This window comes from Bradyrhizobium paxllaeri (assembly GCF_001693515.2).
In the GTDB taxonomy this organism is placed as follows: Bacteria; Pseudomonadota; Alphaproteobacteria; order Rhizobiales; family Xanthobacteraceae; genus Bradyrhizobium; species Bradyrhizobium paxllaeri.
In genome coordinates this window covers 3,624,893-3,639,334 of record NZ_CP042968.1, presented here as the reverse complement: position 1 = coordinate 3,639,334, position 14,442 = coordinate 3,624,893, and the positions used below count along the sequence as shown (strand labels likewise).

The window sequence follows — 14,442 nt, the reverse complement described above, 5'->3', positions numbered from 1 at the left end:
CACGCTGGGAAACGTGAAGTCACGTCAGCCTGCGAACTTGCCGCCGAGTTCATCCTCGATGTGGATCCGGATGATGTCGTCGAACGTCTTCTCGGCCGTCGTAAAGCCGAGCTTGAGCGCGCGGTCGGTGGAGAAATCGCGCGGCCAACCCGAGACGATGCCGATGATGGTCGGATCGGGCACGCGCTTGATGCGCGCGGTGACGTTCTTGCCGGCGACGCGGTCGAGTGCTGCGATCTGCTCACCGACGGTCACGGACATGCCGGGCATGCTGAGATTGCGCCGCGGCCCCATCGCGTCGAGATCCATCGTGCCGGCGTGGACCAGAAAGCCGACCGCCGATTTCGGCGAGGCGTGCCAGTGCCGGACATCCTCGGACACCGGCAGGATCGCCTCCTCGCCCGCCAGCGGCTCGCGGATGATGTTGGAGAAGAAGCCGGACGCCGCCTTGTTCGGCTTGCCCGGCCGCACGCAGATCGTCGGCAGGCGGATCGAGATGCCGTCGAGCAGACCCTTGCGCGTGTAGTCGTTGATCAGGAGTTCGCAGATCGATTTCTGCGTGCCGTAGCTCGTCAGCGGCGTATGGAAGAACTCGTCGCCGATCTTCTCCGGGAACGGCGCGCCGAACACCGCGATCGAGGACGTGAACACCAGCCGCGGCTTGTAGCCGCCGCCGGCATGGCGGATGGCGTCGATCAGATGGCGGGTGCCGTCGAGATTGATCCGGTAGCCCTTGTCGAACTCGGCTTCCGCCTCGCCCGAGACGATCGCGGCGAGATGAAAGATCACTTCGGGACGACCGGCAATCAGCTGCGCCGCGGCGCCGGCATCGGCAAAATCGGAAGCCACGACCTCGATCGGGATCGACGCGTTAGCCGGCTTGGTGGGCGCCACCACGTCGTGCAGCGTCATGCGGGTGATTTCGCCGCTGCCGAGGCGGCCGTCGCGTAGCAACCGGTCGGTCAGCTTGCGGCCCACCATGCCGGCGGCGCCGAGAATCAGAACGTGCAAGACCCGTCTCCTTTTTGAACCCTGTTATACGACACGGGCCTCGAGCGCCTACTCTTTCACGGCTCCCGTCATGGCCGACACATAATGCTCGACGAAGAAGGCGTAAAGGATGACGAGCGGCAAGGAGCCCGCCAGCGCGCCCGCCATCAGCGAACCCCAGCGATAGACGTCGCCATCAACGAACTCGTTGACGATCGCGACGGGCACCGTCTTGTTCTGCACCGATTGAAGGAAGGTGAGCGCATAGATGAATTCGTTCCAGCACAGCGTGAAGCAGAAAATGAAGGCCGATATCAGACCGGGTATCGCCAGCGGAAGCACGATCTTGATCAAAATCTGCCAGCGGCTGGCGCCGTCGATCAAGGCGCATTCCTCCAGCTCGAACGGGATGGTCTTGAAGTAGCCCATCAAGAGCCAGGTCGAGAACGGGATCAGAATGGTCGGATAGGTCAGGATCAGCGCTAAGGGCGAGTCGAACAGGCCGTACTGGAATACGACGGTGGCGAGCGGAATGAACAGGATCGACGGCGGCACAAGGTAGGCGAGGAAGATCAGGCCACCGACCAGGTTGGCGCCCCTGTAGCGCAGCCGCACGATCGCATAGGCGGCGAGCACGCTGGCGACGATCGACAGGAAGGTAGCGCAGACCGCCACATACATCGTGTTCCACAGCCACATCGGATAATGGCTTTCGAACAGCAGCTTGTAGAAGTGCTTGAAAGTCGGATTCCACGTCCAGAACGGGCTGTAGGTATCCATATCCAGGAGCTGCGCGTCCGGCTTCACGGCGGTGAGTGCCATCCAGTAGAACGGGAACAGCAGCACGAACACAATGATCGACAGCGGCAAATAGAGCGTCACCAGCCGGCGCGGTACCGACTGCAGATAGCTCATGCCCTCGGAATGGTCTGCGGTCGGCGCGGAAGACGTCAGCACACCCTTGAGATTGACGTGCGTGGTCGGGAGATCAGTCATTGTTTTCTCCCTGCTGCCACTTGCGGCGTTGCGCGCGCGGGGCTTGCCCCGTTCGCGCCAAATAAGATGCAGCGATACGGAGATCAGTCATTGTTCTCTCCCTGCTGCCACTTGCGGCGTTGCAATCCGAACCAGGAGATCATGATGGCGGCGAGCAGGAACGGGATCATGGCGCTTGCAATCGCGGCACCCTCGCCGAGTTGGCCGCCGATGATCGCGCGCTGATAGGACAAGGTGGCCATCAGGTGCGTCGCGTTGACCGGGCCGCCGCGGGTCATCGCCCAGATCAGCTGGAAGTCGGTGAAGGTGAACAGCACCGAGAAAGTCATCACAACCGCAATGATCGGCGTGAGCAAGGGATAGGTGATGTGGCGGAACATCTGCCAGCGCGATGCGCCGTCGAGCGTCGCCGCCTCGTAGAGCGAGGGCGACACCGTCTGCAGGCCGGCGAGCAGCGTGATCGCGACGAACGGCACGCCGCGCCAGATATTGGCGAAGATCACGCAGATCCGGGCCCAGGTCGTGTCGCCGAGGAAATTAATGTTCTGGGTGATCAGGCCCATCTGCTTCAGCGACCATGAGATGATCGAGAATTGGGAATCGAAGATCCACCAGAACGCCAGCGCCGAGAGCACCGTCGGCACGATGAAGGGGATCAGCACCGCGGCGCGCAGCATCGCCTTGAACGGCATGTTCTCGTTGAGCAGCAACGCTAGATAAAGGCCGATGCCGAATTTGATGGCGCTGGCGAGGAACGTGTAGAGCAGCGTGTTGAACACCGACAGCCAGAACACCCCGTCGTCCCACAGCCACTCGTAGTTCTCGTAGCCGATGAACTGACCGACCCTGCCGATCTTGGTGTCGGTGAAGGAGAGCCAGATGCCCAGGCCCAGCGGATAGGCCAAGAACAGGATCAGGAACGCCATCGCCGGCACCATGAACCAGAAGCCGAGCCAGTTCCTGTTGTGCTTGAGCTGGTCCCACGACGTCGCTTCGCGGATCTGCGATTTTGCCGGCGTGAGTGCGATGTCAGCCATGAGCCAGTTTCCTTGGGCCAGCCGATCCTGGCGATATTCTGGGCGTGTCCCGTTAGCCTAGTTCGAACGGGCGGCGGACGAGCCGCCGCCCGCTTTCAACTCTTAGCGATAGATACGCTTCAACTGCCGCTCGGCCTCCGCCATGGCAGTCTTGGCATCCTTGGAGCCGGTGCAGTAGTTGGCAAACATGTCGACCACGACGAAGTCGGCGATCGCGGTCGCCGCCTTCTCGCCGACCTTGCCGATACCGGAGGCCGGCAGCGCGCGTTTGGAGGCCTGGGCGAAATACGCATTCTTCGGATCGGCGGTCCAGACCGGCGAAGTTTCGTAGGCGTTCAGCGTCTGGGTGAGATAGCCCCGCGCGCCGGTCAACCATTTGTCGTAGTTTTCCTTCTCCAGCATGAAGGCAACAAAGGCCTTTGCGGCGTTCGGATATTTGGTGAAGTTGAACGCCAGGATCGGCACCGCGAGTTGCAGTTCGGTCGGCTTACCGATCGGACCGACAGGATATAGCGCGTGATAGGTATCCTCGGTCAGTTCCTTCTTGGTCGGGTCGTCCTTGGCGGCGACGTAGATCGAGATGCCGTTCGCGGTGCAGAACAGTTCGCCCGCGAGGAACGCCTTGTTGTTGGAGCCGTCATTCCACGACGCGGTGCCGGGAATGAAGGTATCGGAAAGCGCCTTGCAATATTCCAGCGCCTTCGCCGTCTCCGGCGAGTTGATGATGACCTTGTCGTCTTTGTCGACGGTCCAGGCGTTGTGGCCCCACAGGATCCAGTGCAGCCAGCCGTTGGCGTCGCCGGTGGCGTGACCGAGCGCAAAACCGGCGGGCGTATTGTTCGCCTTCAGCGCCTTGCACATTTCGAGGAAGCCCGGGAAATCCTTCGGGAACTCCTTGAATCCCGCCTTGTCGGTCGCCGACTTGCGGTAGGTCATGTAGCCGCCGATGGTGGCGACGGGAATGCCGAGCCAGTCGTTGCCCAGCATGCAGGTCTTCTGCGCCGCGTCGGTCCAGCCGCCGTATTTCTTGCCGAGGTAATCGGCAACGTCGTTCATCTTCAGCACCTTGGTGGGGAAGAGTTGCGGCAGCGTATGCAGGCCCCAGACCAGATCGAGGCCCGAACCCGTATTGGCCGAGACCGACGCCTTCGGCTGCACGTCCTCGAAGGCCTCGCTGAACACGTTCATCTCGACGCCGGTCGCGGACTTGAACGCGGCGACCATGGCGTTGAAGGCTTCATCTTCCGCCGGCACGAAGCGCCTCCAGCGCATCACCGTCAGCTTGGCGCCAGATTCCGGCTTCCATGGCGCGGCCTGTGCCCAGGCCTTGGCGAAATCGAACAGTGCCGGTCCGGTCAATGCGCCGGCCGCTGCTAACGCGGTGCCCCCCTGAAGCAGAGAGCGGCGGGTAAAGTCATGCATGGTCCATCCTCCCTTTGAATATTTTTTAGTTATTGCTCAGCCACTTATTACTCAGCCATTCAGTCGCTTGCCCGTCGTCTCGTCGAACAGATGCACGAGTGACGGATCCGGCTTGAGCCGGACCTTGTCGCCCGGACTGAATTGATGCCGCTCGCGGAACACGGCGACCACCTGCTCTCCGCCGAGCTTGGCGAAGACCTGGGTTTCCGAACCGGTCGGCTCGACCACCACGATCTCGGCTTCGGCGCCGTCATCGGCGATGGTGAAATGTTCGGGCCGCACGCCGTAGACCGCCGGCTGGCCCTCGGAATTGGCGGGCGCCGTTTCCAGCGGCAGCTTGACGCCGTTCGGTCCCTCGAACCCGGCGCTGCCGTTCGACTTCACCTTGCCCTTGAGGAAGTTCATCGCCGGCGAACCGATGAAGCCCGCAACGAACTGGTTGGCAGGGGTGTCATAGAGTTCGAGCGGGGTGCCCATCTGCTCGACGATGCCGTCATGCATCACGACGATCTTGTCAGCCATGGTCATGGCTTCGATCTGGTCGTGGGTGACGTAGACGGTGGTGGTCTTCAGCCGCTGGTGCAATTCCTTGATCTCGGTGCGCATCGCGACACGGAGCTTGGCGTCGAGGTTGGACAGAGGTTCGTCGAACAGGAACACCTGCGGATCGCGCACGATGGCGCGGCCCATGGCGACGCGCTGGCGCTGACCGCCCGACAACTGCCGCGGATAGCGGTCGAGCAGCGGGGTCAGTGCGAGGATTTCAGCGGCACGCTTGACGCCGGTCGAGATCTCCTCGGGCTTCGCGCCGCGCAGCTTGAGCGAGAAGCCCATATTGTCGGCGACGGTCATGTGCGGATAGAGCGCGTAGTTCTGGAACACCATGGCAATGTCGCGCTCTTTGGGCTGGACATTGTTGACCACGCGGTCGCCGATCGAAATCGTTCCGGAGGTGATGTTCTCGAGGCCCGCGAGCATCCGCAACAAGGTCGATTTGCCGCAACCGGAGGGGCCGACCAGCACGACGAATTCGCCATCCTCGATCGGAATCGACACGCCGTGCAAAACTTCAAAATTGCCGAACGACTTGCGCACGTCGCGAATCTGTACCGACGACATTCGAATTCACTCCCCTCATTGTCTGTTATTGGCGCCACAAGCGGGCGGCGACGCCTTGCTGTCTTTTCGACTCTAATGCCGGAAGCCGAATTCAACGGTCATTATCATCCGCAGTTTGGCGGTTTTTAGCAATCCGATGGTAGCGCTGTCAATAATTGTTCAAACGTCTAATTTGTTGTGGTATGAGCGCAAGATGGGACGAAAACAGACAAAGTCTGGCAAAATCCGCCTCACCGAGGTCGCCAAGCTCGCTGGCGTCAGTCCCATCACGGCATCGCGTTTTTTCAGGAACCCCGAAGCGCTGTCGGAGAGCAAGCGGGAACGCGTCGATAGCGCCGTGAAGGAACTGGGTTACGTTCCCAATCTCGCCGCGCGCGCACTCGCCTCGCACCGCACCGAAGTCATCGGTGTCGTGATTCCGTCCCTCACCAACAACGTATTCGCCGATGTGTTGCGCGGCATCTACGATTCATCCGAAGGCAGCCGCTACTCGATTCAGCTTGCCAACACGCGCTACAGCATCCTGCAGGAGGAAAAGCTGCTGCGGCTGTTTCGGGCGCAGAAGCCCGCAGGGCTGATCGTTACGGGCATCAATCAGACCGCGGAATCGCGCACGATCCTGGAGTCGATGAATTGCCCGGTCACGCAAATCATGGAGATCGGCGACAGCCCGGTCGACATGATGGTCGGCTTTTCGCATTACGATGCCAGTTTTGCCGCGATCTCGCACATCCTGGAGCAAGGACACCGCCGCATCGGATTTCTCGGCGCACGAATGGATCCGCGCGTGCAGCGGCGGTTCGAAGGGTATCGTGATGCCATGAAGGCGGCATCCCTGTTCGATCCGAACCTCGTCGTCACCACGTCGGTGCCGACGACCGTCACGCTTGGCGGGACGTTGTTCGCCGATCTTCTGACGCGGGCGGCCGAGATCGACGCCGTATTCTGCGTCAACGACGACCTGGCGCTCGGCGTGCTGTTCGAATGCCAGCGCCGCCAGATCGCAGTACCGCGCGACCTGGCGATCGTCGGCTTCAACGACCTGGAGTTCATGGCGTCCGCGGTCCCCTCCCTCACCAGCGTGCGGACCAACCGCTATGAAATGGGAAGACACGCCGTCACCATGGTGATCGACGCGATCGAAGGCCGCCGGCCGCGAGAGCCCGTGCTCGACCTCGGGTTTCAACTCATGGTCCGCGAAAGTTCGATGCCGCAAACCACGTGACGATAACGCCAGACACAAGGTCGCAGCGGATGACGAAAATGGTAGCGCTACCTTTTGGGGCGAATTAGGATTGACTTATCTGAAACCGATTGGCGCGGACGAGCGCGTTTGCAGCAGATGAAATTTTCAGCATTGTGCAATCGCTGCCTCGATTTGAACCGCTCACCGGGTTTGCAGCGCGGGAGGAACCAATGAAAAAGAACGACAACAAGACTGCCACCAACGGCAAGGGTCGCCGGCTGCGCTCCCTCGAGTGGTTCGACAACCCGCACAATCCGGGCATGACGGCGCTCTATCTCGAGCGCTATCTCAATTACGGCCTGACCCGGGAGGAATTGCAATCCGGCAAGCCGATCATCGGCATCGCCCAGACCGGCAACGACCTCTCGCCGTGCAACCGGCATCATCTCGAACTGGCGCACCGGGTACGCGAAGGCATCCGCGCGGCCGGCGGTATCGCGATGGAGTTTCCGACGCATCCGATCCAGGAGACTGGCAAGCGGCCGACGGCGGCACTCGACCGCAACCTCGCCTATCTCGGCCTGGTCGAAGTGCTGTTCGGCTATCCGCTCGACGGCGTGGTGCTGACCACCGGCTGCGACAAAACCACGCCGGCTTGCCTGATGGCTGCGGCGACGGTCAATCTGCCCGCGATCGTGCTCTCGGGCGGCCCGATGCTGAACGGCTGGTTCAACGGAGAACGCACCGGGTCCGGCACCATCGTCTGGAAACAACGCGAGCGGCTTGCCGCCGGCGAGATCGACTACAACGAGTTCATCGAAATCGTGGCTTCCTCGGCGCCGTCGGTCGGCCATTGCAACACGATGGGCACCGCCTCGACGATGAACTCGCTGGCAGAAGCGCTCGGCATGTCGTTGCCGGGGTGCGCGGCGATCCCCGCGCCCTATCGCGAGCGCGGCCAGATCGCCTATGAAACCGGAAAACGGATCGTCGAGATGGTCTGGGAGGACTTGAAGCCCTCGGACATCCTGACTCGCAAGGCGTTCGAGAACTGCATCGCTGTGAACTCGGCGATCGGCGGCTCGACCAACGCGCCGATCCACATCAACGCGCTGGCGCGGCATATCGGCGTCGAACTCTCGATCGACGACTGGCAGAAGCACGGCCACGACATCCCGCTGCTGGTGAACATGCAGCCGGCCGGCTTCTATCTCGGCGAGGAATATCATCGCGCCGGTGGCGTGCCGTCGGTGGTGCGCGAATTGATGGCGAAGAAGCGGATCCATGAAGACGCCGTTACGGTCAACGGCCGCACCATCGGCGAGAACTGCCGCGAGGCGCCCAAGCCCGACGGCGACGTGATCTGGAGCTACGACAAGCCGCTGGTGAAAGATGCCGGCTTCCTGGTGCTTCGCGGCAACCTGTTCGATTCCGCGATCATGAAGACCAGCGTGATTTCGAAGGAATTCCGCGAGCGCTATCTGGTTAATCCGAAAGACCCGAATGCGTTCGAAGGCCGCGCCATCGTGTTCGAGGGACCGGAGGATTATCACGACCGGATCGACGATCCCTCGCTCAACATCGACGAGCACTGCGTGCTGTTCATTCGCGGCGCCGGGCCGATCGGCTATCCCGGCGGCGCCGAGGTCGTGAACATGCAGCCGCCGGCGGCGCTGATCAAACGCGGCATCCTCTCGCTACCCTGCATCGGCGACGGCAGGCAATCCGGCACGTCGGGCTCGCCCTCGATCCTCAACGCCTCGCCGGAAGCTGCCGCCGACGGCGGGCTCGCGATCCTGCGGACCGGCGACAAGGTTCGCATCGACCTCAACAAGGGCGACGCCAACATCCTGATCACGAGCGATGAACTGAAGAAGCGTCGTGCCGAGCTGAAGGACAAGGGCGGCTTCCCCTACCCGGCCAACCAGACGCCGTGGCAGGAGGTCTATCGCTCGACCGTCGGCCAGCAGGCCACCGGCGCCTGCATGGAGCTCGCCACGCGCTATCAGAATATTGCCGGCACGGTCGGCGTGGCGCGGGATAATCACTAACCACCGTCATTGCGAGCGCAGCGAAGCAATCCATTTCTCCGTTGAGGAAGCATGGATTGCTTCGTCGCTTCGCTCCTCGCAATGACGAAGAGGAAACAAGGAGAAGAAAAAAATGTCAGATCGCCTGAAGGGCAAGCGCGCTTTTGTCACCGCCGCCGCTGTTGGAATCGGCCGTGCCTGCGCGGTTGCTTTTGCGCGTGAAGGCGCAACCGTATTTGCCACTGATATCGACGAAGCCAAACTCGCTGCGCTCAAGAGCGAAGGCATCGCCGAGGTGGCGATGCTCGACGTGCGCGACAGCGCAGCCGTCGCCGCCATGGCCAAGCGCGCCGGCAAGACCGACATCCTGCTCAACGCCGCGGGCTTCGTGCACCACGGCACGGCGCTGGATTGCTCCGACGAGGATTGGGATTTTTCGTTCGACCTTAATGTCAAGTCGATGCACCGCACGATCCGCGCGTTCCTGCCGGGCATGCTGGAAAATGGCAAAGGTACAATCGTCAACATTTCCTCGGCAGCCGGCGTGGTGAAGGCTGCACCCAATCGCTACGTCTACGGCGCCACTAAAGCTGCGGTTGCGGCGCTCACCAAGTCGGTAGCCGTGGACTTCATCACCAAAGGCATCCGCTGCAACTGCATCTGCCCCGGCACCGTCGAGACGCCCTCGATGCTCGATCGTGCGGCGGCTGCAGGCCCCAACGGCCGCGAGATGTTCATTGCGCGGCAGCCGATGGGGCGGCTCGGCACCGCCGAGGAGATCGCCTCGCTCGCCGTCTATCTCGCCAGCGACGAGAGTGCATTCACGACGGGCGTCGCGCACGTCATCGACGGCGGCTGGACGTTGTAGGAGAAAGACCCATGAACAAGATCGATCTGAACGGCCGTTGCGCCGTCGTCACCGGCGGGGCTCAGGGTTTTGGGCGCGCGATCGCAGAGCGCTTTGTCGCATCGGGCGCGAAGGTCGCGATCTGGGATCACGACCTGCCGTTTGCAGAAAAGACCGCGAAGGAAATCGGCCCTGATGTCTCGGCGTTCAAGGTCGACGTCTCGGATCTCGCCGCGGTCGAGAAGACCCGCGACGAGACGTTGAAGGCGCTCGGCAAGATCGACATCCTCGTCAACAATGCCGGCATCGCCGGCGTCAACGCCACCGTGTGGGAAACCGATCTCGACGAATGGCGCAAGGTGATGCGCATCAATCTCGACGGCCCCTTCATCTGCTGCAAGGCCGTGGTGCCGGCGATGCTCAAGCAGAAGTACGGCCGCATCGTCAACATCGCCTCGATCGCCGGCAAGGAAGGCAATCCCAACGCGGCGCATTATTCGGCCTCGAAGGCCGGCCTGATCGCGCTGACCAAGTCGCTCGGCAAGGAGCTCGCACAGCACGATATTCTGGTCAACGCAGTAACGCCTGCGGCGGCGAAGACCGCGATCTTCGACCAGCTCACGCAGCAGCACATCGATTTCATGCTGTCGAAAATTCCGAAGGCGCGTTTCGTCCTGGTGGAAGAACTCGCGGCGATGGTGGCGTGGCTGGCGTCCGAGGATTGCGCGTTCTCGACCGGCGCGGTGTTCGACATCTCCGGCGGCCGGGCGACGTACTAGTCAATCGGCGCTCGCGACAATCGTGTCGCCGGTTTAGGACGTCGGCCCGCAGTAGTCGCGATCCAGATTCCTGCGAAGACTGTCACGATGCCGCCAACGAGATTCCAGCGAAGCGGTTCATCCAGCAATGCCGCGCCGACCAGCGACGCGGTGATCGGATTGACGGTGACCGAGATCGCGACGCGGGTCGGCGTTGTGCGCTCCAGCGCGAATGCCCAAAGATAAAATGTCAGCGCGCTGCCGAAGGCACCGAGATAGATGGCAGCCAGCCATTGCGGGACCTCGAAAGCTGCGACGGGCGCAAAACTGCCGTGCCAGAGCGAGATCAGAACAAGACATGCAGCACCAACCCCCATGGATACGGTGGTGAAGGGTATTGGTCCGGAACGAGCGATGAATGGCTTGGACCAGATACTGTAGAGCGCCATGCAGAGGGCCGCGGCGATCATCAGCAGATCGCCGCGCCACGCCCCCGGCGGCGCAGCGGCGAGGCCTGACAGAAGCGCCAGGGCGACCCCGAGCGTTGCGGTCACGACGCCGATCGATTTGCGTATCGTAAGGGCCTCGCTGCCGAGCGCCGCTCCCACGACCATCGTCAGCAGCGGAAGCGTCGACAAAGCAAGGGCGCCGCGCGCCGCGGTGGTGAAAATCAGAGACGCATTGAACAGGATCGGAAACAGGGCGAAGTACAGAACGCCCAAGCCGGCAACGTTCAACCAGTCGGAGTGGCGCGGCCAATGCACGCCTTGCAGAAGGGCCGCCGGCAACAACATCAGAAATCCGATGCCGAACCGAAACGAACCGATCGCCAACGGATCAACCGCATTTACCAGATAGCGCGTCGCCCCGATCGAGGTCCCGCCCAGGCCGCTCGACAGGATCGCCGCCAGCACGCCCCATGCCTCGCTCATGCACTCTCCCCCTCCCGGCTTGCGGCGAACGTAGGGAAGGTTTAGTAATCAAGAAATCGAATTTCTATGATAGAGGAAATAACGTTTATTTATGAGCGCGCCTGTCCTCGATCCGGATCTGTTGAAGGCTTTCGTGGCGGTGGCCGACAGCCGCTCGTTCACGCGCGCGGCTACTCAACTTAACCGGACGCAATCTGCCGTCAGCATGCAGATCAAGCGCCTTGAGGAACGCCTCGGCGTCGAGCTGTTCACCCGTACCAAGGCGAACGTCGATCTGAGCTCCGCCGGCGAAGGCCTGCTCGGATACGCGCGGCGCATTCTGACGCTGAACGACGAGGCAGTCGGCAAGCTGCAGGAACGCAAGATCGAAGGCGTTGTGCGGCTGGGCGTGATGGACGACTACGGAACCTTGATCGTTCCACCCGTGCTGGCAAGCTTCGCCGCGTGCTATCCGCTGGTCCACGTCGAGATGGAGATAGGGCTCACCTCTTTCATGCCCTCGCGCCTCGGCAAGGCCTATGACCTTGTCATTGCCATGCACCCGGAAGGACATGGCGAGGGTGAGTTCCTGCGGCGCGAACAGGCTGCTTGGGCAACCGGTGCATTTCACCCCGTGGAGCAGCAGAATCCTTTGCCGCTTGCGCTCTATCCGCAGGGCTGCCTGTTCCGAAAATGGGCAATGGAGGCGCTGGACGCCGCGAAGCGGCCGTGGCGGCTGGCCTTCGTCAGTCACAGCCTTGCAGCCGTCGAGTCAGTTGCGGCGCAGGGACTAGCAGTGACAGTCGTAAAAGCCAGCACATTTCCGCCGAAGCTGCGCCCCCTATCGGAGCGCGACGGCATGCCGCGACTACCGGCTGCAGACATTTGCCTGCATCGCACGGCGAATTTGTCCCGAGCGGGCACGCTGCTCGCGGATCACTTGCGCTCAACCATCTCAAACCATCTTGATGAAATTTCGGTGAGGCGTGCTACTCGCGACGCCATCCCGATCGCCTTCAACTGAGCGGTGTCTCGTGGACATTTCATTGTACGCAATCTCGGTCTGGATCCTCCCCCTCCTCATCGCCATCACCTTCCATGAGGCCGCCCACGCGTTTGTCGCCTGGCGGCTTGGGGACAATACGGCCCAACAGCTCGGCCGAGTCAGCTTCAACCCGCTCAAGCATATCGATCCCTTCGGCACCGTGATTCTTCCGGGCCTGCTTCTGCTGTCGCATTCGCCGTTTCTGTTCGGTTATGCCAAGCCGGTGCCGGTGAATGTCCGTAACCTTAACCATCCGCGGCTCGACATGGTCTGGGTGGCGCTGGCGGGCCCTGCCATCAACATCGTCCTGGCGATAATCGCGGCCTTTGCGTTCCATGCCCTGCCCCTGGTACCTTCCGATGCTGCCAAATGGACTGCGGACAACCTCAAAAATACGTTCCTGATCAATATCGTGCTGGCGATCTTCAACATGATGCCGATCCCGCCGCTGGATGGCGGCCGGGTCGCCGTCGGGTTGCTGCCGCGGGTGCTCGCTTACCCGCTGTCGCGGCTGGAACCGTACGGGATGTTGATCCTGCTCGGTCTTTTAATCGTGCTCCCGGTCGTCGGCGCGCAACTCGGCCTAAATCTTGATGTTATTTCGGCGATACTGCGGACACTCATCGGATATGTGATCAGCGCGCTTCTCTTCATCACCGGCAACGCTTAAACTTCGAAAAACAGCTGATAGGGAAGAACCGACCCCAGCCATGGCGACAAAAGCTGCGGACATGTTGATTGCACGGCGCGCCGATACGCGCGCGAGGGCAGATTTCGCAACCTGGAAAATGCTGGCCAAGCTTAACGGCTTCTCCGCCCTGCCCGCCGAAGCGCAAAGCTTTCTTGAGGGCTACCGGCAATTGCTGGCGAGGATGACGGAAGCGGACGCATCCGAGGCCACCATCCAGCTCATGTACAAGAGCTATTATGCCGAGATGGGCGGCTCCGGAACGCCACCCGAGATTCCTTCGCGCGCGAGCGAGCCGGCCAAGGATGCCGGCAACGTCACCGCGTTCCGACGGCCGCCGCCGCGGCCCAAGCCTGCCGCATCGGGACCTCAGACCAAACCACGGCTTCCGGTGGCGCTGATCTTTGCGTGTCTCGCCATTGTCTATGTCAGCATCCGCCTGTACTGGCGCTGACACAGCCGCTTCGAACCATCGTACTCATGGCCACGCCGCGTAGGACGGACCGCTGCGTGCGTGCTCCAGTCTGATCTGCCGGCGATAGTTGCCCGGTGATGCGCCGCGGTACTTGCGGAAGAAGCGGTTGAAATAGGCGGGATCGCGAAAACCCAATCCGTATCCGATCTGCTCGACGGGAAGATCGAGCTGTTGCAGCCGCGTGCAGGCTTCACGGACCAGGCGCTCGTGGATGATCGCGCGCGGGCCGCAGCTCTTCTCACGCTGGCAATGCGCATGCAGCTTGTCGGACGTGACGCCGAGCGCGTTCGCATAGCGCGCCACCGGCCAGCCGTCGCGGTAATGCAGTTCGACCATCTGCAGGAAATTGCCGACCAGCGCCGGACCGCCACCGCGCGCCGCAACCTCGTGGCGCTCGTCATGCGAGGCGCTGAGCCGCCAAAGCTGCAGACACAGCAGAAGCAAATGCGAGGAGATCAGCGTCGCGCCGCCAACGCCGGGCGCACGCAGCTCAGCCACGATGGCCCGGCAGGATTCGGCGACCGTATCGAGAGAGGGTGGAAGCGCTTCGCCTGATATCAGCGCAACGCGCTCGGTGGTCCTGCGCAGATGCAGCGCCTCGGCGGTGCCGGCGATAATCTTGATCAGGAAATCGTCGTCGACCGATAGCAGGAAGCCGTCCGCGCCGGGGCCCACTTCGATCGTCGCGTCGGTGCTGCCCGGCAGCCAGAGCAGCGCTGGCGCTTCCAGCGCAACACTGGTCCCATGCCATGACGCGCGGCCGCGGTCCGATTGCAGCAGCAACAGATGCGCCCGCCGTTCAGACTTCTGGCGGATCACCCATGACCGTGCCGCCAGATCAGCCGAAAATGCCTCCGCACGCACCGCCAGCGCAATGCCGACCGGCAGTCCGTTCAGTGCTGGTGATGCCGCCATGCCCGCCCCTCCTGAGACAATCC

14 protein-coding genes are annotated in these 14,442 nt (G+C 62.1%); 7 read left to right on the top strand and 7 right to left on the bottom strand.

The window, feature by feature from the left end:
• Positions 1 to 24: 24 nt before the first annotated feature.
• The 5 genes from denD to LMTR21_RS17125 form a co-directional block, all read right to left on the bottom strand.
• Complete coding sequence (denD, locus tag LMTR21_RS17145; protein WP_065753052.1) at positions 25 to 1,011, bottom strand: D-erythronate dehydrogenase; 987 nt, start codon at positions 1,009 to 1,011, stop codon at positions 25 to 27.
• Positions 1,012 to 1,059: 48 nt separating this feature from the next.
• Positions 1,060 to 1,986 (bottom strand): carbohydrate ABC transporter permease, encoded by a 927-nt coding sequence (locus LMTR21_RS17140; protein ID WP_065753053.1) that lies wholly within the window; start codon positions 1,984 to 1,986, stop codon positions 1,060 to 1,062.
• Between the two features lie 83 nt (positions 1,987 to 2,069).
• On the bottom strand, positions 2,070 to 3,023 hold the full coding sequence (locus LMTR21_RS17135) for a carbohydrate ABC transporter permease (protein ID WP_065753054.1): 954 nt from the start codon (positions 3,021 to 3,023) through the stop codon (positions 2,070 to 2,072).
• A gap of 102 nt (positions 3,024 to 3,125) precedes the next feature.
• Positions 3,126 to 4,445 (bottom strand): ABC transporter substrate-binding protein, encoded by a 1,320-nt coding sequence (locus LMTR21_RS17130; protein ID WP_065753055.1) that lies wholly within the window; start codon positions 4,443 to 4,445, stop codon positions 3,126 to 3,128.
• A gap of 51 nt (positions 4,446 to 4,496) precedes the next feature.
• Positions 4,497 to 5,564 carry an ABC transporter ATP-binding protein gene (locus LMTR21_RS17125; RefSeq protein WP_065753056.1) on the bottom strand — a complete coding sequence of 356 codons (1,068 nt, stop codon included), beginning with the start codon at positions 5,562 to 5,564 and terminating at the stop codon, positions 4,497 to 4,499.
• Positions 5,565 to 5,757: 193 nt separating this feature from the next.
• Here LMTR21_RS17125 and gntR point away from each other — a divergent pair, with 193 nt between their 5' ends.
• The 4 genes from gntR to LMTR21_RS17105 all read left to right on the top strand — a co-directional run bounded on the left by gntR (position 5,758) and on the right by LMTR21_RS17105 (position 10,406).
• The gene (gene gntR, locus LMTR21_RS17120) at positions 5,758 to 6,789 is read left to right on the top strand and encodes an HTH-type transcriptional regulator GntR (RefSeq protein WP_065753057.1); all 1,032 of its coding nucleotides are present in this window, start codon (positions 5,758 to 5,760) and stop codon (positions 6,787 to 6,789) included.
• A 191-nt stretch (positions 6,790 to 6,980) separates the two neighbouring features.
• The gene (locus tag LMTR21_RS17115) at positions 6,981 to 8,801 is read left to right on the top strand and encodes an IlvD/Edd family dehydratase (RefSeq protein ID WP_065753058.1); all 1,821 of its coding nucleotides are present in this window, start codon (positions 6,981 to 6,983) and stop codon (positions 8,799 to 8,801) included.
• A 112-nt stretch (positions 8,802 to 8,913) separates the two neighbouring features.
• Positions 8,914 to 9,648: an SDR family oxidoreductase gene (locus LMTR21_RS17110; RefSeq protein WP_065753059.1), complete on the top strand. Its 735-nt coding sequence runs from the start codon at positions 8,914 to 8,916 to the stop codon at positions 9,646 to 9,648.
• An 11-nt stretch (positions 9,649 to 9,659) separates the two neighbouring features.
• Positions 9,660 to 10,406 carry an SDR family NAD(P)-dependent oxidoreductase gene (locus LMTR21_RS17105; protein ID WP_065753060.1) on the top strand — a complete coding sequence of 249 codons (747 nt, stop codon included), beginning with the start codon at positions 9,660 to 9,662 and terminating at the stop codon, positions 10,404 to 10,406.
• Here the strand turns inward: LMTR21_RS17105 and LMTR21_RS17100 are convergent.
• The gene (locus LMTR21_RS17100) at positions 10,403 to 11,317 is read right to left on the bottom strand and encodes a DMT family transporter (protein ID WP_065753061.1); all 915 of its coding nucleotides are present in this window, start codon (positions 11,315 to 11,317) and stop codon (positions 10,403 to 10,405) included. The genes LMTR21_RS17105 and LMTR21_RS17100 overlap by 4 nt on opposite strands.
• Positions 11,318 to 11,408: 91 nt before the next feature.
• Between LMTR21_RS17100 and LMTR21_RS17095 the strand changes: the two genes are divergently transcribed.
• The 3 genes from LMTR21_RS17095 to LMTR21_RS17085 all read left to right on the top strand — a co-directional run bounded on the left by LMTR21_RS17095 (position 11,409) and on the right by LMTR21_RS17085 (position 13,483).
• Positions 11,409 to 12,320, top strand: coding sequence for a LysR family transcriptional regulator (locus LMTR21_RS17095; RefSeq protein WP_084030610.1), 912 nt, complete (start codon positions 11,409 to 11,411; stop codon positions 12,318 to 12,320).
• A 10-nt stretch (positions 12,321 to 12,330) separates the two neighbouring features.
• A complete protein-coding gene (locus tag LMTR21_RS17090; protein ID WP_065753062.1) occupies positions 12,331 to 13,011 on the top strand; it encodes a site-2 protease family protein in 681 nt (226 codons plus the stop codon).
• Positions 13,012 to 13,072: 61 nt separating this feature from the next.
• Positions 13,073 to 13,483: a hypothetical protein gene (locus LMTR21_RS17085; RefSeq protein ID WP_065753101.1), complete on the top strand. Its 411-nt coding sequence runs from the start codon at positions 13,073 to 13,075 to the stop codon at positions 13,481 to 13,483.
• A 24-nt stretch (positions 13,484 to 13,507) separates the two neighbouring features.
• Here LMTR21_RS17085 and LMTR21_RS17080 read toward each other — a convergent pair whose 3' ends face one another.
• The gene (locus LMTR21_RS17080) at positions 13,508 to 14,419 is read right to left on the bottom strand and encodes a helix-turn-helix domain-containing protein (protein ID WP_065753063.1); all 912 of its coding nucleotides are present in this window, start codon (positions 14,417 to 14,419) and stop codon (positions 13,508 to 13,510) included.
• Positions 14,420 to 14,442 lie beyond the last annotated feature (23 nt).